The 18,394-nt window shown below is 57.9% G+C and carries 13 protein-coding genes; 10 read left to right on the top strand and 3 right to left on the bottom strand.

Features of this window, described 5'->3' with window-relative positions; all coding sequences use genetic code 11:
- Positions 1-188 precede the first annotated feature (188 nt).
- Positions 189-1,607, bottom strand: coding sequence for a glutamine synthetase family protein (locus PGR09_RS04365; protein ID WP_045396993.1), 1,419 nt, complete (start codon positions 1,605-1,607; stop codon positions 189-191).
- A gap of 225 nt (positions 1,608-1,832) precedes the next feature.
- Here PGR09_RS04365 and puuD point away from each other — a divergent pair, with 225 nt between their 5' ends.
- The 5 genes from puuD (at position 1,833) to puuE (ending at position 7,500) form a co-directional block, all read left to right on the top strand.
- Positions 1,833-2,585, top strand: a complete 753-nt coding sequence (gene puuD / locus PGR09_RS04360) for a gamma-glutamyl-gamma-aminobutyrate hydrolase (RefSeq protein ID WP_430915830.1) — start codon at positions 1,833-1,835, stop codon at positions 2,583-2,585.
- A gap of 25 nt (positions 2,586-2,610) precedes the next feature.
- On the top strand, positions 2,611-3,168 hold the full coding sequence (gene puuR / locus PGR09_RS04355; RefSeq protein ID WP_002898590.1) for an HTH-type transcriptional regulator PuuR: 558 nt from the start codon (positions 2,611-2,613) through the stop codon (positions 3,166-3,168).
- 249 nt (positions 3,169-3,417) lie between these two features.
- On the top strand, positions 3,418-4,905 hold the full coding sequence (puuC, locus tag PGR09_RS04350; protein ID WP_047043592.1) for an aldehyde dehydrogenase PuuC: 1,488 nt from the start codon (positions 3,418-3,420) through the stop codon (positions 4,903-4,905).
- A gap of 2 nt (positions 4,906-4,907) precedes the next feature.
- A complete protein-coding gene (locus PGR09_RS04345; protein ID WP_045397003.1) occupies positions 4,908-6,188 on the top strand; it encodes an NAD(P)/FAD-dependent oxidoreductase in 1,281 nt (426 codons plus the stop codon).
- A gap of 46 nt (positions 6,189-6,234) precedes the next feature.
- Entirely contained in the window at positions 6,235-7,500 is a 1,266-nt protein-coding gene (gene puuE / locus PGR09_RS04340) for a 4-aminobutyrate transaminase (protein ID WP_289576810.1), read from the top strand.
- Here puuE and PGR09_RS04335 read toward each other — a convergent pair.
- On the bottom strand, positions 7,487-8,482 hold the full coding sequence (locus PGR09_RS04335) for a LysR substrate-binding domain-containing protein (protein ID WP_161801883.1): 996 nt from the start codon (positions 8,480-8,482) through the stop codon (positions 7,487-7,489). The two genes, puuE and PGR09_RS04335, sit on opposite strands and share 14 nt — an antisense overlap.
- A gap of 82 nt (positions 8,483-8,564) precedes the next feature.
- On the opposite strand from PGR09_RS04335, the gene PGR09_RS04330 reads away from it, so the two are divergent.
- The 5 genes from PGR09_RS04330 (at position 8,565) to PGR09_RS04310 (ending at position 15,673) form a co-directional block, all read left to right on the top strand.
- On the top strand, positions 8,565-9,650 hold the full coding sequence (locus PGR09_RS04330; RefSeq protein ID WP_430915829.1) for a tartrate dehydrogenase: 1,086 nt from the start codon (positions 8,565-8,567) through the stop codon (positions 9,648-9,650).
- Positions 9,651-10,414: 764 nt separating this feature from the next.
- Complete coding sequence (locus tag PGR09_RS04325) at positions 10,415-12,022, top strand: BCCT family transporter (RefSeq protein WP_430915828.1); 1,608 nt, start codon at positions 10,415-10,417, stop codon at positions 12,020-12,022.
- A gap of 37 nt (positions 12,023-12,059) precedes the next feature.
- A complete protein-coding gene (gene yeaW, locus PGR09_RS04320) occupies positions 12,060-13,184 on the top strand; it encodes a carnitine monooxygenase, oxygenase subunit YeaW (protein WP_430915827.1) in 1,125 nt (374 codons plus the stop codon).
- Between the two features lie 18 nt (positions 13,185-13,202).
- On the top strand, positions 13,203-14,651 hold the full coding sequence (locus PGR09_RS04315) for an NAD-dependent succinate-semialdehyde dehydrogenase (RefSeq protein ID WP_047043609.1): 1,449 nt from the start codon (positions 13,203-13,205) through the stop codon (positions 14,649-14,651).
- A gap of 56 nt (positions 14,652-14,707) precedes the next feature.
- Positions 14,708-15,673 carry a PDR/VanB family oxidoreductase gene (locus PGR09_RS04310; protein WP_032714222.1) on the top strand — a complete coding sequence of 322 codons (966 nt, stop codon included), beginning with the start codon at positions 14,708-14,710 and terminating at the stop codon, positions 15,671-15,673.
- A 37-nt stretch (positions 15,674-15,710) separates the two neighbouring features.
- Here PGR09_RS04310 and ptsP read toward each other — a convergent pair whose 3' ends face one another.
- The gene (gene ptsP / locus PGR09_RS04305) at positions 15,711-18,212 is read right to left on the bottom strand and encodes a phosphoenolpyruvate--protein phosphotransferase (protein WP_430915826.1); all 2,502 of its coding nucleotides are present in this window, start codon (positions 18,210-18,212) and stop codon (positions 15,711-15,713) included.
- Between the last annotated feature and the right edge of the window lie 182 nt (positions 18,213-18,394).

Here is an 18,394-nt window from a genome sequence, read left to right as displayed (position 1 = left end):
ATTTGAACATCTGCATCATCTCATTTCCTCGTCACACACTGTGTCGTTAACTGAAGCCCCGTTGCCGCCTGCGCTCCTTAACGCGACATCCGGGAAATGGCTGGGCTCCCAGCAAAAAGGACGACCAGGCTCCGCTCAGGCCGTATGATGCTACTGATTAAACTAATGCGCCCCTTACGGGGCGAACATCAGGCGTTTTTCAACATCCACTCAATTTCTGTTTCTGTGATAAGACGCTCAAACTGCAGTAACTCATCATTCTTACAGGCGTGGTAAACGTGGCAGAAACGCTCGCCAAGACGCTCCCGCAGATGATCGTTTTGCATAAACTCCCACAGCGCGTCGCTCTGGCGGATCGGGAACGGCAAGCCTTCTTGTTCCAGACCGTTACCTTCCACCTCTTCCTGCAGCGGCAGCGGATTATCCAGGCCGTGCAGGATGCCGGCGAAAATCGCCGCCATCACCAGATACGGGTTGGCGTCCGCCCCGGCTACGCGGTATTCAACGCGGTGGTTATGTCGATCGCCGCACGGGATACGCAGCGCTACCGTACGGTTGTTATGCCCCCATGACGCCTGCGTCGGCACATACATGCCCGCCTGGAAGCGACGATACGAGTTCACGTTCGGCGCCAGCAGCGCCATCGACGCCGGCATCAGGTCAATCATCCCGGCCAGCACGCGTTTCAGCAGGGCTGAATCCTCGCCGTCCGCATCCGCCAGCACGTTTTCACCCTTATTGTTTTGCATGCTGATATGGATATGCATCCCGCTACCCGCATGCTCTTCATAAGGTTTCGCCATAAAAGTGGCGTGCATCTTATGCTTCTCCGCCATTAAACGCACGAGACGTTTTAATGCCAGCGCATCATCGCACGCATCCAGCACGTTATCGGTGTGGTGGAGGTTGATTTCGAACTGCCCCGGAGAGGCTTCAGCCACCGCGCCATCCGCCGGGATCAGCTGTAACTGGGCCAGTTCATCAATATCATTCAGTACATCGGCAAAATGGTTGAGGTTATCAACGGAATAGACCTGGCTTTGGGTATTGCGGTCGTCGGTGCCGGGCGCGCACGGCGGCTGCAGGTAGCCTTCGGCATCGCGTTTGCGATCGAGTAAATAGAACTCCAGCTCTACCGCTACCACGGGGAACAATCCGCGCTGGCGGAGCTGCTGCCAGAGGCGGTTGAGTACGTTCCGCGGCTCAACGTCAAAGGGAGCGCCATCTTCATCAACCATGGTCAACAAGACCTGGCCGATGTATTCCGGATCGGCGGCCGAAGGGGTCAACGTACCTAATACCGGGACACAGCTGCGGTCCGGTTCGCCCATATCCTGGCCAAGCCCGGCCTCTTCCACCACGTTGCCGAGAATATCCATCGCGAAAACGGACGCCGGGAAGTAGCAGCCTTTCTCGAGCTTGCTGAGGCTGGCGACCGGAATGCGTTTGCCGCGGAAGCAGCCGTTAAGGTCTGTGAGGAGTACATCGACGTACTGAGTGTTGGGGTAGGTTTCGAGGTAGCGCTTCACTTCTTTAGCGAACGCGCTTACCCGTCTCTCTTCCGTCTGCTGAACAAAATTCTCAACTTCTACGATATTGGTTTCCATGATTCACCGCCGTTGTTTTAGTTTTCGGACCCTGACTGAAAACGTCAAATATAATGTCCACCCTTCGAATGTGTATGCAAACAAAATGTTTGTCAAATGTTAAATTAAGTTTGCAAACGGCTATTTCCACTGCTAGATTGAGAAAATATTGAACGATATGGCCGTTTATCAGCCACTGGCGGTCATAATTTAGTCCACTTTGTGAGGGCGATCATGGAAAATATAATGTACAAGCCAGTTATTGGCGTCGTGATGTGTAGAAACAGGCTTAAGGGTCACCAGACCCAGACTCTGCAAGAAAAGTACCTGAATGCCATTATTAACGCTGGCGGACTGCCGATTGCCCTGCCGCACGCGCTGGCCGAGCCGGAACTACTGGATGCGTTAGTCGATAAACTGGACGGGATCTACCTGCCAGGCAGCCCCAGCAACGTGCAGCCGCACCTTTATGGTGAAAACGGCGATGAGCCTGACGCCGACCCCGGGCGTGATCTTCTGAGCATGGCGCTAATTAACGCCGCGCTCGAAAGGCGCATCCCCATTTTCGCCATCTGCCGAGGGCTGCAGGAACTGGTTGTCGCCACCGGCGGGACTCTGTATCGTCGTCTGTTTGAACAGCCGGAACTGCTGGAGCATCGCGAAGATCCTGAACTACCGGTGGAGCAGCAGTATGCGCCGTCCCACCAGGTGGAGGTGCAGGAAGGAGGTTTACTTTCTCAGTTAATACCGGGCTGCAACACGTTTTGGGTAAACTCGCTACACGGCCAGGGCGCAAGAACGCTGGGTTCGCGTCTACGCGTGGAGGCCCGTTCACCGGATGGGCTGGTTGAGGCGGTCAGCGTCAACGACCACCCTTTCGCGCTGGGCGTACAATGGCATCCTGAATGGAACAGTAGCGAATACGCCCTGTCGCGTATGTTGTTTGATGGTTTTATCACCGCCTGTCAGAGCCATGTCGCCGAAAAGCGGCGGCTCTGACCACTACAGTTAAGGAAATGCAAATATGAGCGATGACGGACTGGCGCCAGGGAAACGTCTGTCAGAGATCCGCCAACAGCTGGGTCTTTCACAGCGTCGTGCCGCCGAACTGTCTGGGTTAACACATAGTGCCATCAGCACCATAGAGCAGGACAAAGTCAGTCCTGCCATCAGTACGCTGCAAAAGCTGCTGAAAGTATATGGGCTGTCGCTCTCGGAATTCTTTTCTGAACCCGAAAAGCCGGATGAACCGCAGGTCGTCATTAATCAGGACGATCTTATCGAAATGGGGAGTCAGGGCGTTTCAATGAAACTGGTTCATAACGGAAATCCGAACCGTACGCTGGCGATGATTTTTGAAACTTACCAGCCTGGGACCACAACCGGGGAGAGAATAAAGCATCAGGGTGAGGAGATAGGCACCATACTGGAAGGTGAAATCGTGCTGACGATTAACGGTCAGTCGTACCACCTGGTGGCTGGACAGAGCTATGCCATTAATACCGGCATCCCTCATAGCTTCAGCAACACCTCGGCAGGTATCTGCCGCATTATCAGTGCCCACACCCCCACCACATTCTAATTTCTTAGCCTGAGCAGGTTTCAGGCTTTCTTCAGGCCTGTCGCGGCGGATGTAATATTTCCGCCGCGGCGAAGAACTCGCAGTAATAATACCTGCGCAGCGCGGAAATCTTATTTCCTGCTGGCCCAAAGATAATTAACGCCAGTGAATGGCGAAGAGACGGTTTTCTACCCCGGGGACGCCCTGCGCCCTGAGCCCCTGAAAACGCCGAACCCTATATTTTGCCGATGATGTTTTTAAGGAGTCATGATGAATTTTCAGCACCTGGCTTACTGGCAGGAAAAAGCGAAAAACCTGGCCATTGAAACGCGCTTATTTATTAACGGCGAATATTGCGCCGCGGCCGATAATACCACCTTCGAGACTATCGACCCTGCCGCACAGCAGACATTAGCGCAGGTCGCCCGCGGTAAAAAAGCCGACGTCGAACGGGCAGTGAAAGCCGCGCGCCAGGCCTTTGATAACGGCGACTGGTCGCAGGCCTCCCCGGCCCGGCGTAAAGCGGTTCTCACGAAATTTGCCGACCTGATGGAAACCCATCGTGAAGAGCTGGCGCTGCTGGAAACGCTCGATACCGGCAAACCGATCCGCCACAGCCTGCGCGACGATATTCCCGGCGCCGCCCGCGCCATTCGCTGGTACGCCGAAGCGCTGGATAAAGTCTATGGCGAAGTGGCGCCCACCGGCGGCAACGAGCTGGCAATGATCGTTCGTGAACCGATTGGCGTGGTGGCCGCGGTGGTGCCGTGGAACTTCCCGCTGCTGCTGGCCTGCTGGAAACTCGGCCCGGCGCTGGCGGCAGGCAATAGCGTAATCCTCAAACCCTCGGAAAAATCGCCGCTCACCGCCCTGCGTCTGGCAGGGCTTGCAAAAGAAGCCGGACTTCCGGACGGGGTGTTAAACGTGGTCAGCGGCTTTGGCCACGAGGCCGGGCAGGCGCTGGCGCTGCATCCTGACGTTGAAGTCATTACCTTCACCGGATCCACCCGTACCGGCAAACAGCTGCTGAAAGATGCCGGCGACAGCAACATGAAGCGCGTGTGGCTGGAAGCGGGCGGCAAGAGCGCCAATATCGTCTTCGCCGACTGTCCGGATCTGCAAAAAGCGGTCAACGCCACCGCCGGCGGTATCTTCTATAACCAGGGGCAGGTCTGCATCGCCGGAACCCGCCTGCTACTGGAAGAGAGCATCGCCGACGAGTTCCTGGCACTACTGAAAGCCCAGGCGCAAAACTGGCAGCCGGGCAATCCGCTCGATCCCGATACCACCATGGGGATGTTAATTGATAACGCCCATGCCGACAGCGTACACAGCTTTATCCGCGGCGGTGAGACCAAAAGCACGCTATTCCTCGACGGGCGGAAAAATCCGTGGCCAGCCGCCGTCGGCCCGACCATTTTCGTCGATGTCGACCCGGCATCAACCCTCAGCCGCGAAGAGATCTTCGGCCCGGTGCTGGTGGTCACGCGCTTCAAAAGCGAAGAACAGGCGCTGCAGCTGGCCAACGACAGCGACTACGGTCTCGGCGCCGCGGTGTGGACCCGCGATCTGTCGCGCGCCCACCGCATGAGTCGCCGCCTGAAGGCCGGCTCAGTCTTCGTCAACAACTACAACGATGGTGATATGACCGTCCCGTTCGGCGGCTATAAGCAGAGCGGCAACGGGCGCGATAAATCGCTGCACGCGCTGGAAAAATTCACCGAACTGAAAACCATCTGGATTGCTCTGGAGTCTTGATCATGACTGAACATACCACTAGCTACTACGCCGCCAGCGCCAACAAGTATGAACCGTTCCCAACGCTGGAGGAATCAATCAACTGTGACGTCTGCGTCGTCGGCGGCGGTTACACCGGCCTCTCCTCGGCCCTGCATCTGGCCGAAATGGGCTACGACGTGGTGGTGCTGGAAGGCGCGCGTATCGGCTTCGGCGCCAGCGGCCGCAACGGCGGACAGCTGGTTAACTCTTATAGCCGCGATATCGACGTTATTGAGAAGAACTACGGCCCGGATGCGGCCAAAATGCTCGGCAGCATGATGTTCGAAGGCGGCGATATTATTCGCGAACGCATTCAGCGCTACCAGATCCAGTGCGATTACCGCCCAGGCGGCCTGTTTGTGGCCATGAACCATAAGCAAATGGAAACGCTGGAAGAGCAAAAAGCCAACTGGGAGCGCTACGGTAATACCCAACTGGAACTGCTCGACAGCCATGCCATTCGTCGCGAAGTAGACAGCGACCGCTACGTCGGCGCCCTGCTCGACCACAGCGGCGGCCATATTCACCCGCTGAACCTCGCCATCGGCGAAGCGGACGCTATTCGTCTTAACGGCGGCCGGGTGTATGAGCAGTCGCCGGTGACCCGAATTCAGCACACCAGCCCGGCGGTGGTCAGTACCGCGCGCGGCCAGGTAACCGCGCGCTACGTGATCGTCGCCGGTAACGCCTATCTCGGCGACAAGCTTGAACCGGAGCTGGCAAAACGCAGCATGCCGTGCGGCACTCAGGTCGTGACGACCGCTCCGCTGTCGGAAGACTTAGCCCGCTCGCTGATCCCGAAAAACTACTGCGTGGAAGATTGTAACTACCTGCTGGACTACTACCGTCTTACCGGCGACAACCGCCTGCTGTACGGCGGCGGCGTGGTCTACGGCGCCCGTGACCCGGACGACGTAGAGCGGCTGATTATGCCGAAGCTGCTGAAAACCTTCCCGCAGCTGCAGGGGGTGAAAATTGACTACCGCTGGACCGGCAACTTCCTGCTGACCCTGTCGCGTATGCCGCAGTTCGGCCGTCTGGATAACAATATTTACTACATGCAGGGCTACAGCGGTCACGGCGTGACCTGTACCCATCTGGCCGGACGCTTGATTTCAGAACTGCTGCGCGGCGATGCCGAGCGCTTCGATGCCTTCGCCAAACTGCCGCACTACCCGTTCCCGGGCGGGCGCAGCCTGCGAATTCCTTTTACCGCCATGGGCGCCGCCTACTACAGCCTGCGCGATCGCCTTGGGGTCTGATTTGCCGTTCGGTTCCGTGATTAACTTTTGCTAAAGGGTGTTTATTATGAGCAACAATGAATTCCATCAGCGTCGTCTTACCGCTACCCCGCGCGGCGTGGGCGTTATGTGCAACTTCTTTGCCCAGAGCGCGCAAAACGCCACGTTGACCGATGTCGAAGGCAATGAATATATCGATTTCGCCGCCGGCATCGCGGTGCTGAATACCGGCCATCGCCATCCGCGGATGGTCGCCGCGGTTGAACAGCAGCTGCAGCAATTTACCCATACCGCCTATCAGATCGTGCCTTATGAAAGCTATGTGTCGCTAGCGGAGAAGCTCAACGAACTGGCGCCGGTGAAAGGCCCGGCAAAAACCGCCTTCTTCTCTACCGGCGCGGAAGCGGTAGAAAACGCGGTAAAAATCGCCCGTGCCCATACCGGACGCCCCGGCGTTATCGCCTTCGGCGGCGGTTTCCATGGCCGTACCTATATGACGATGGCGCTAACCGGTAAGGTCGCGCCGTACAAACTGGGCTTCGGGCCGTTCCCCGGCTCGGTATACCACGTGCCGTACCCGTCAGCGCTGCACGGTATCAGCACCGCCGATTCGATTACCGCCCTTGAACGCCTGTTCAAAGCCGATATCGAAGCCAAACAGGTGGCGGCGATTATTTTCGAACCGGTACAGGGCGAAGGCGGCTTTAACGTCGCGCCGAAAGAGCTGGTTGCCGCAGTACGCCGCCTCTGCGATGAGCACGGCATCGTAATGATTGCCGATGAAGTACAGAGCGGCTTCGCCCGCACCGGTAAATTGTTCGCCATGGATCACTATGCCGATAAACCGGATCTGATGACGATGGCTAAAAGCCTGGCGGGCGGCATGCCGCTTTCCGGCGTGGTCGGTAACGCGCAGATCATGGATGCCCCGGCGCCGGGCGGCTTAGGCGGCACCTACGCCGGTAACCCGCTGGCGGTGGCGGCTGCGCATGCGGTGCTGGATATCATTGATAACGAAGCGCTGTGCGAGCGCGCTCAGTTCCTCGGCGAGCGCCTGCTGGCGACGCTACAGGAAGTTAAGGGCTGGTGTCCGGCGCTGGTGGAAGCGCGCGGCGTGGGTTCGATGATCGCCGCCGAGTTCTTCGATCCGGCGACCGGCGAACCGTCGGCGGCGATTGCGCAGAAAATCCAGCAGCAGGCGCTGGAGCAGGGCCTGCTGCTGTTGACCTGCGGCCAGTATGGCAACGTCATTCGCTTCCTCTATCCGTTGACCATCCCGGATGCTCAATTCTCCCGCGCGCTGACGATCCTGCAGAGCGTCACTCGTCTGTAACGCCCTCCGCCGGCGGCGCTGGTCGCCGGCTGTTTTCCTCGCTGCTGACGATACACTGCTGGGGATAGTGCTGCTGAAAATAGTGGCGCAGAAACTCCACGGTGGTGCGAATTTTGGCTGAGGTCGCCAGCCGCGACACGTAGACCGCCCAGACGTTGGCGGGCTGATAATAGTCCGGCAGCACGTGTACCAAATGGCCGCTGGCGATATTTTCACTGACATCCCACCATGAACGTAATGCAATCCCCTGCCCATCCAGACACCACTGATGCACAATTTCACCATGGTTGGAGGAGAGCGGCCCGGTTACCTTGATCGCGTGCTGGCCCTCTTTGCTGTGCAGTTGCCAGACGCCAAACGGATGATCGCGCTCTTTAATCACCAGACAGGGTAAGGCTGCCAGGTCGCTTAGCTGTTTCGGCGGCGAGTGGCGGGCAAGGAACTGCGGCGACGCGCAGAGAATACGGTGGTTGGTCGCCAGCTTGCGGGCAATCAGATTCGGCGCGATATCGTCGCCGACGCGAATATCGAGATCCACCCCTTCATTGACCAAATCCACCAGCCGGTCCTGGACATCGAAGCGCAGCTCAAGTTGCGGGTACTGGCGGGCCAGCGCCGACAGCGCGGGGGCGACCACCCGGCGACCAAAGCCGAAGCTGCTGATAATCCGTAGCGTTCCCTGCGGTACCTGACGCACGTCGGAAAGCTCGTCCATCATCTCATCCACATCCTGCAGAATGCGCTGCGCCCATTCGTAGATCCGCTCCCCCTCTTCGGTAATGGTGACCCGTCGGGTGGTACGGTGCAGCAACATCACATGCAGGGTTTGCTCCAGCAGCGAAACCCGCTTGCTGACGAACGCCGGTGAGACGCCAAGCTCCTCGGCGGCGGCGGCAAAACCGGCCCGGCGAGCGACCAGCATGAACACGCGTAAATCATTTAGCAGCGGCAGATTATTCATGATCTGTGTTTTATGTTTCACCAGTTAGCGTGATTAATTATGAACCAGTCAATTATAGGATAGGCAGGTGGTCAAACATCATCGCTAAAAAGTGAGAACCGGAATGAAAAAAACCTGTCGTATTGCCGCCATCCCCGGTGACGGAATTGGTAAAGAAGTTCTGCCTGAAGGTATTCGCGTGCTGCAAGCCGCCGCGCAGCGTTGGGATCTGTCGCTGAGCTTCGAGCAGATGGAGTGGGCAAGCTGCGAATATTACGCCCATCACGGCAAGATGATGCCGGACGACTGGCGAGAGCAGTTGCAGGGCTTCGATGCTATCTATTTCGGCGCCGTCGGCTGGCCGGATACCGTCCCCGACCATATCTCCCTATGGGGTTCGCTGCTGAAGTTCCGCCGTGAGTTCGATCAGTACGTCAACCTGCGCCCGGTGCGCCTGTTCCCCGGCGTCCCCTGTCCGCTGGCAGGTAAAAAGGCCGGCGACATCGATTTTTACGTGGTGCGCGAAAATACCGAAGGCGAATATTCCGCCCTCGGCGGTCGCGCCAATGAAGGCACGGAGCATGAAGTGGTGATTCAGGAGTCGGTCTTCACCCGCCGCGGCGTTGACCGGATCCTGCGCTACGCCTTTGAGCTGGCGCAAAGCCGCCCGCGCAAAACGCTGACCTCCGCGACCAAATCTAACGGTCTGGCGATCAGCATGCCCTACTGGGATGAACGCGTGGAAGAGATGGCCAAAAGCTATCCCGAAATTCGCTGGGACAAGCAGCATATCGATATTCTCTGCGCCCGCTTCGTGCTGCAGCCGGAACGTTTCGACGTGGTCGTCGGCTCGAACCTGTTTGGCGATATTCTGTCGGATCTCGGCCCGGCCTGTACCGGCACTATCGGTATTGCGCCGTCGGCTAACCTGAACCCAAAGCGGACCTTCCCGTCGCTGTTCGAACCGGTTCACGGGTCGGCGCCGGATATTTACGGTAAAAATATCGCCAACCCGATCGCCACCGTTTGGGCCGGGGCGATGATGCTCGATTTCCTTGGTAACGGCGATGAGCGCTACCACGCCGCGCATAACGGCATTCTGGCGGCGATAGAGCAGGTGATCGCCAGCGGGCCGAAAACCCCGGACATGAAAGGCAACGCCTCAACGCAGCAGGTCAGCGACGCTATCTGCAAGGCCATTTTGGCGTAATTACCCCGCCGCTCCCCGGTGGCGCTGCGCTTACCGGGGCTACAATGGCACGCTCATGTAGATATCGCATCGGTTTGCAACGGTTTTGGTCCGGGAAAAACATGTGCTTTGTGTTAATTCAGAGCACATTGCGCTCCCGATATTTCCTCTGCGTTATGGCTCTCATGGCGCAGGGAGCGCACAGAGGGCGGCCATTCGCCGCCGCCCTCTGTACTCCCGGGCTCTGGCCGCCAAAATCGCCACTTCGTGGTACCTTCGACTTATCCCTGCAGGCTTCGGGTCGGGCCGAGGCAACGTCCTTGCAAAACACGGCCCTCAGCCCGCATCCATGCGGGCTGCCCCGGCCTTCCGGGAACGTCTCAGCGATTTTGAGGCCACCAACACCAGCAGTTTCAGCCAGCGTGGTGAATAAATAAAAGGCAGGTCGCTCGGACCGTAGCCCGGGTAAGGCGTAGCCGCTACCCGGGAAAACTCGCGCCAACTCCCCTCTCTCCTCTGAATGCAGAATCCCCCACGATTGACAAGTGAACCGCATCACAGCGGCGAACTTTATTGATTCCTGAAAGGAAAGAACCTGCGCCAATTCACCTTTTATTATTTCCGTTCCGTGTTTTATTGCTTCACGAATCGGCCAATTGTTTAATTCATGTAACGAAGAAATAATCCAATTGTTAATAGCATTTTGCTACGAACCCTGACCCTACAGCGTGATAACAACGACAGGCTAAAGCCACCGACGGGCAACCGCGCCCAGGAGATCACTCATGTTGAGCAACGTAAAGAAAAAAGATGTGCCGCTGATTGTCATCAGCCTGGCGGCCATTGTTTTCATCGCCGCTACATTAAGTCTCTTCCCCCAACAAACCGCGCAGGCGGCTAATTCGATTTTTAACGGCGTTACCCGCCTGCTGGGTTCCGCGGTACAGGTGCTGGTGCTGCTGGCGCTGGGACTGGTGTTGTATCTGGCCACCAGCAAATACGGCAATATCCGGCTCGGCGAAGGCAAAGCCGAATACAGCACTCTCTCATGGCTGTTTATGTTTATTTGCGCCGGACTCGGCTCCTCTACGCTGTACTGGGGTGTTGCCGAGTGGGCTTATTACTACCAGACCCCTGGCCTGAATATTGCGCCGCATTCAGCAAAAGCGCTGGAATACAGCATCCCATACTCTTTCTTCCACTGGGGCATTAGCGCGTGGGCGACCTACACCCTCGCCTCGCTGATCATGGCCTATCACTTTCACGTGCGGAAAAATAAAGGCCTCAGCCTCTCCGGGATCATTTCGGCGATCACCGGTGTCAATCCGCAGGGCTTCTGGGGTCGCCTGGTTGACCTGATGTTCCTGATCGCCACCGTCGGCGCGTTAACCATTTCGTTGGTGGTCACAGCCGCCACCTTCACCCGCGGCCTGTCAGCTCTCACCGGACTGCCGGATAACTTCACCGTCCAGGCGTTTGTGATCCTGCTCTCCGGCGGTATTTTCTGCATGAGCTCGTGGATTGGCATCAATAACGGCCTGCAGCGGCTGAGCAAAATGGTCGGCTGGGGAGCGTTCCTGCTGCCGTTAGTGGTATTACTGGTTGGTCCGACCGAATTCATCACCAATAACATCATCAACGCTATCGGTCTGACGAGCCAAAACTTTCTGCAGATGAGCCTGTTTACCGACCCGCTCGGCGATAGCGCCTTTACCCGCAACTGGACCGTCTTCTACTGGCTGTGGTGGATCTCCTATACCCCAGGCGTGGCGATGTTCGTCACCCGCGTCTCCCGCGGACGTAAGATTAAAGAGGTGATCTGGGGGCTTATCCTCGGCAGCACCGCCGGCTGCTGGTTCTTCTTCGGGGTGATGGAAAGCTATGCCATGCATCAGTTCGTCAACGGCGTGATTAACGTGCCGCAGGTGATGCAGTCCCTCGGCGGCGAAACCGCCGTCCAACAGGTGCTGATGTCGCTGCCGGCGGGCAAGCTGTTCCTCGCCGCCTATCTGTTCGTGATGATCGTTTTCCTCGCCTCGCATATGGATGCGGTGGCCTACACCATGGCGGCGACCAGTACCCGTAACCTGCGCGAAGGCGAAGATCCGGATCGCGGCATGCGCCTGTTCTGGTGCGTGGTGATTACCCTCATCCCGCTATCGATTCTGTTTACCGGCGCTTCGCTGGAAACAATGAAAACCACCGTGGTGCTGACCGCCTTACCGTTCCTTGCCATTTTACTGATCAAGACCGGCGGCTTTGTACGCTGGCTAAAACAGGACTACGCCCACGTGCCTGTGCATCAGATAGAAACCCATACGCCCGAGCCGATCGTTAAAGCCGAGACGCTGCCGGTTGGCGCGGTACTTAAAGGCGACGGCCAGTCGCTGTAAAAAACGCTTACTGACAATAATCACAAGGTGACCCTACATGAGCAATTTAAGCCCTGACTTTACCCTGCCGATTAACTTTTGCGCCAATCCGCAGGACGCCTGGACCATTCCGGCCCGTTTTTACACCGACAGCCAGGCGTTTGAGCACGAGAAAGAGCGTATCTTCGCCAATAGCTGGATTTGCGTCGCCCACGGCAGCGAAGTCGCCAGGCCGAACGATTACATCACCAGGGAGATCATCGGCGAAAATATCGTTATCGTCCGCGGTCGCGACAACATTCTGCGCGCCTTCTATAACGTCTGCCCGCACCGTGGCCACCAGTTGCTGAGCGGCGAAGGTAAAGCCAAAAACGTGATTACCTGCCCCTATCACGCCTGGGCCTTCAAGCTGGACGGCAATCTCGCCCACGCCCGCAACTGCGAAAACGTAGCGAACTTCGATAGCGAAAAGGCAAAGCTTATGCCGGTGCGCCTTGAAGAGTATGCCGGCTTTGTGTTTATCAATATGAATTCGCAAGCGGAGAGCGTGGAAACGCAGCTACCGGGGCTGCAGGACAAAGTGCTGGAAGCCTGCCCGGATGTTCATGAGCTGAAACTGGCGGCGCGCTTTACCACCCTTACCCCGGCGAACTGGAAAAATATCGTCGATAACTATCTGGAATGTTATCACTGCGGCCCGGCGCACCCGGGCTTCTCGGATTCCGTGCAGGTTGACCGTTACTGGCACACCATGCACGGCAAATGGACGCTGCAGTATGGCTTCGCCAAACCGTCCGAGCAGTCATTTAAATTCGAAGAAGGCACCGACGCCGCGTTCCACGGTTTCTGGCTGTGGCCGTGCACCATGCTCAACGTCACGCCGATCAAAGGCATGATGACCGTCATTTATGAGTTCCCGGTGGATGAAGAGACCACCCTGCAGAACTACGACATCTATTTCACCAATGAAGAGCTGACCGACGATCAGAAGGCGCTGATTGAGTGGTATCGCGACGTGTTCCGCCCGGAAGATTTACGCCTGGTGGAAAGCGTGCAGAAGGGGCTGAAGTCCCGCGGCTATCGCGGCCAGGGACGCATTATGGCGGATAACAGCGGCAGCGGTATCTCCGAGCATGGGATCGCGCATTTCCACAATCTGGTCGCCCAGGTGTTCCAGCCGTAATCGTTGAAGGAGTTGGCTATGTCCGTATTTCACTCAAATCTGTTTCGCCAGCAGGCGCTGATTGCCGGAAGCTGGCGCGACGCCGCCGACGGTACGACGCTTGCCGTCAGCAATCCCTCCACCGGCGAGGCGCTCGGCCAGATCCCCAATATGGGCCGGACGGAAGCGCAGCAGGCGGTGGATGCCGCCGCTGCCGCGCTGCCGGCATGGCGCGCGCTTACCGCCGCCCAGCGCGCCGCGCTATTGAAGAACTGGCACCGCCTGATCCTCGAAAACAAGTCCGCGCTGGCGCAGATTATGACCGCCGAGCAGGGCAAGCCGCTGGCGGAAGCGGAAGGCGAAATCGCCTATGCCGCCTCGTTTATCGAGTGGTTTGCCGAACAAGGGAAACGCGCCAACGGCGAGATAATCCCCTCCCCCGGCGCCGATAAACGCCTGATGGTGATCCGCCAGGGCGTGGGCGTCTGCGCGGCGATCACCCCGTGGAACTTCCCGGCGGCGATGATCACCCGTAAGGCCGGCCCGGCGCTGGCCGCGGGTTGTACGATGGTAATTAAGCCTGCCAATGAAACGCCGTTTACCGCGCTGGCGATGGCGGAACTGGCGAATCAGGCCGGGATCCCGCAGGGCGTCATTAACGTCGTAACCGGGCAGTCGCGTGAGATTGGCGCGGTGTTCACCGGCGATGAGCGGGTGCGTAAGCTCTCCTTTACCGGTTCGACCGAAGTCGGCCGCGTGCTGATGCGCCAGTGCGCGGAATCCATCAAAAAGCTCTCTTTAGAGCTCGGCGGTAACGCGCCGTTTATCGTCTTTGACGACGCCGATATCGATAAAGCGGTCGAGGGGGCGCTGATCGCCAAGTTCCGCAACGCCGGGCAAACCTGCGTCTGCGTCAACCGTTTCTATATTCATCGCGCCGTCTACGACCAATTCTGCGATAAGTTCGTCGCCCGCGTCGCCGCCTTGAAAGTCGGCGATGGCAGCGAGTCCGATGTCCAGATTGGCCCGCTTATCAACGCCGACGCCGGACGCAAAGTCCAGTCCCTGCTCGACGACGCGCTCACCCGCGGCGCCACGCTGTTAACCGGCGGTAAAGCGCATCCGCTGGGCGGTAATTTCTTCACCCCTACGGTTATCGGCGACGTACAGCCGGGGTCACTGCTGCTGCAGGAAGAGATTTTCGGCCCGGTGGCCGCGCTGGTGAAATTTGAGGATGAGCAAGAGGTCATTGAGCAGGCCAATAACACCATCTACGGCCTCGCCTCCTATTTTTACAGCAACGATGCCGCCCGTATCTGGCGCGTCTCCGAACAGCTGGAATACGGCATGGTCGGCATCAATACCGGGCTGATTTCTAATGAAGTCGCGCCATTTGGCGGAGTGAAACAGTCGGGTCTTGGCCGCGAAGGGTCGGAACACGGTATCGAAGATTACCTGGAGATGAAGTATCTCTGCCAGGGGTTGTAACTGTATTCTCCCGGCGGCGGCTCTGGCCACGCCGGGATTTTTGATGGAGTTCAGCGATGTCTGATTATCAAATGTTTGAGACGATCGTTCGCGATGTTGAACAGATCACCGCCCAGGTTAAGCGTTTTACGCTGGTATCTTCGACCGGCGCTCCGCTGCCGGAGTTCAGCGGCGGCAGCCATATAATCGTCCAGATGCAGGATGGCGAGCAGCGCTACAGCAATGCCTATTCGCTAATGAGCTCGCCGCTGGATACCGCCAGCTGGCAGATTGCGGTGCGTCTCGAGTCGCCTTCCAAAGGCGGCTCGCGTTTTATGCACCAGCAGGTGCGCCCGGGCGATACCCTGACGGTGTCCACCCCCAACAACCTGTTCGCCATCGAGCCACAGGCGCGCAAGCATCTGCTGATTGCCGGCGGCATCGGCATTACGCCCTTCTTATCGCATATTCCGGAACTGGAACAGCGCCAGGCCGACTGGCAGCTGCATTACTGTTTTCACGACGCCGACAGTAATGCTTTCGTCGATACGCTTCGCGCCGCGCCGTGGCGCGACCGGGTCAATATTCACATCTCAGCGCTCGGCAGCCGTCTCGATCTGTCGCGCCTGTTCGCCGACATCGAGCCCGGAACCCACGTCTATACCTGCGGCCCGGCTGCACTTAACGAGGCGGTGAAAGCCGCCGCCGAACGGCATCAGGTTCCCGCCAGCCAGCTGCACTTTGAGCAATTTATCCTTGAGGATAAAGGCGGAGAGGCATTTACGCTGGTGCTGGCGCGTTCCGGACGCGAATTTACCGTGCCGCAGGACATGACCATTCTGCAGGTTATTGAGAATAACAAAGCGGCGAAGGTGGAATGCCTGTGCCGCGAAGGAGTATGCGGCACCTGCGAAACGATGATTCTCGAGGGTGAAGCCGACCACCGCGATCAGTACTACAGCGATGAAGAGAAAGCCAGTCAGCAGAGTATGCTGATCTGCTGCTCACGCGCTAAAGGCGGCCGGTTAGTGCTGGATTTATAGCACGCTCTCCGGCCAGCGGCGCTGGCCGGAGAGACAATCACAGTTCCAGCTCGCGGCGCAGCAGTTCGGCGATATCCTCGGGGCTTGCCGCATTTACCAGAGCGGTACGAAAACCCTCATGCATAATCCGCCGCGCCAGGCGTGAGAAGATCCGCATATGCTGGTCACCCGCCGAGTGTTTGTTAAGCGTCAGCATAATGACAAACTGCGCTTCTTCATCGCCCCACATCACCGGTTGCGCCAGCCGCGCGACGCTGATGGTCGACTGTTCAATATGCTCGGATTTACTGTGCGGAATGGCGAAGCTAAAGCCCAGACCGGTGGAGAACACCGCCTCGCGGGCCCACAGATCGGCTTCCAGCTTACGCGGATAGCGGCAACGCCCGGCCAACAGCAGATTGTCGGTCATCCCTTTCAGAACTTCTTCTTTACTGCGCCAGTCGCTATTAAGCGTAATGCACTGGGTACTCACCAGCGGAACATCCTGCTGACGCATGCGGAACTGGGCCAGCAGATGTTCCACTTCCAGCGAAGTACGGCACTGCATCGCCTGATTCAGCAGCTGGCGGCAGGCGCGACTATCCAGTTGCGCCAGGCGCGCCTTGGTCGCCGGGATTGCCGGCGCGCTCATACTCAATTCATCTAAACCGAGGCCAACCAGCAGCGGCAGCACCGACCCTTTCGCCCCCAGCTCGCCGCACAGGCCAATCCATTTCCCCTGACGATGCACCGCCTGCACGGCATAGTCCAGCGCGCGCAGGAAGGCCGGATTCAGGCTGTTGTAGTGGCGCGTTACTTTAGCGTTATCGCGATCGACCGCCAGCAGATACTGCGTTAAGTCGTTACTGCCGATGCTAAAGAAATCGATCTCTTCACAGCACTGATCGATGATAAACATCACCGACGGTACCTCCAGCATGATACCGAGCGGGATCTTTTCATCAAACGGGATCTGTTCGGCGCGCAGCGACTGCTTGGCCTCCGCCAGCCACTCTTTCACCCACAGAATCTCCTCCATTGATGAAATCATCGGGATCATAATTTTCAGCGAGCCATGCGCCGAGGCGCGTAAAATCGCCCGCAGTTGAGTATGAAACAGCGCCTGATACTCTTCATAAATGCGCACCGCGCGGTAGCCGAGGAACGGATTGTTTTCCGCCGGAATATTGAGGTACGCCACCGGCTTATCGCCGCCGATATCCATGGTCCGCACGATAATGCTGCGGCCGTTGGCCGGCTCCAGCGCCTGACAAAAGATGTTGTAGAGCTCATTTTCCGACGGCGCGCCAGGGCGGTCCATATACAACATTTCGGTGCGGAACAGCCCAACCGACTGCGCGCCGTTATTGAATGCCGCCACCGCTTCCACCGAATGCGCGATATTGGCGGCAATCTCGACGCGGATACCGTCTTGCGTCTGCCCGGCTTTATCGAGCCAGACCTGCTGCTGTTGCTGAATTTGCTCCTGTAGCCAGGCCTCCTGCTGATAATAACGCGCCACCGCTGGGCTGGGGTCCACCACCAGCAGCCCGGCATTACCGTCTATCTGTACCTGGGTATCGACCCACGGCAGCAGCGCCGGCAGGTCAACCCCCACCAGGGTAGGAATATTGAACGAACGGGCCAGAATGACAGTATGTGAAGTGGTGCCACCGCTGCGCAGCAGTAGCCCTTTCAACTGCGACTTATCCAGTTCCAGAAACTGGCTTGGGGTCAGTTCATCGGCAAGACAAATAGCCGCTTCCCGCAGTTGTCCCGGTGCCGGAAAGCGGTCTTCACCGTAAATATGCTGCAATAGCTGGAAACAGACGTCGCGGACATCCAGCACTCGTTCCTGCAGATAGCTGTTGCCGGAATCGCGGAACTGGGCGCAGAAGTGGTCGCCGGTGGCGACAATAGCCTGCGCGCAGCTAAGGCCGGTAAGAATACCGCCAAGCAGGTGCTGGCGCAGGGAAGCATCGGTCGCCAGCGAACGGTGAGCTTGCAGAATCGCGCTGGCGGTGCCGTCATTGTCCAGCAACCGCAGATCGATATCCTGCACCAGCAGACGCAAACCGTTATCCAGCGCCGTCTGCTCCTGTTCAAGGCCGGCGGCGACGGGCAGTTCGCCAAGGTCGTGAAGATCGCGTGATTTGAGATGAACCAGCTTACCGCCCGCACTGCCGGCGCAGACCGGGCGCGCAGGAAACAGCGTTGGATTCAGCCGCGACAGCGATTCCGGTACCGGCTCGATATCCAACGCTTGCGCGGCAGGTAGCGGCGCATCGCAGTGCGGAAACTCATTTTCGATAAACGCGGTTAACGCGGCAAATGCTTCGGCTTCATCCTCACCGCTGATAATCAGCTGACAGGCGTCGCCCTTGAGGGTGTTACTACCAATGATCGCCAGCGCGCTTTTCGCATTCCCGCGACCGTCGCTACGCAGATTCCGCCACTCAACCGCCGATGAAAAGCGGTTACACAGCGTTTCGACCAGGCTTGCCGGGCGCGCATGCACGCCATTTGGCAAATCACATATGAATTCAATTACCAGTGCCATCGCCTTCCTCCTGAGCAATGCGTTATTTCAGCCAAAGGTAATGAAAGAAGGCGCAATGAACTACGTGATAAAACTGGCAATTACTGGACTATTGTACACATACATCTTTTTTATGCTCACCATCACAATTCATCAGCCAGGACATACACAACCCTCTTCACAGCTAAGATTTGAGGTTGATC

Source organism: Klebsiella sp. 141251 (genome assembly GCF_050600725.1).
GTDB lineage: Bacteria > Pseudomonadota > Gammaproteobacteria > Enterobacterales > Enterobacteriaceae > Klebsiella > Klebsiella aerogenes.
This window is presented reverse-complemented; position numbering and strand designations above follow the sequence as displayed.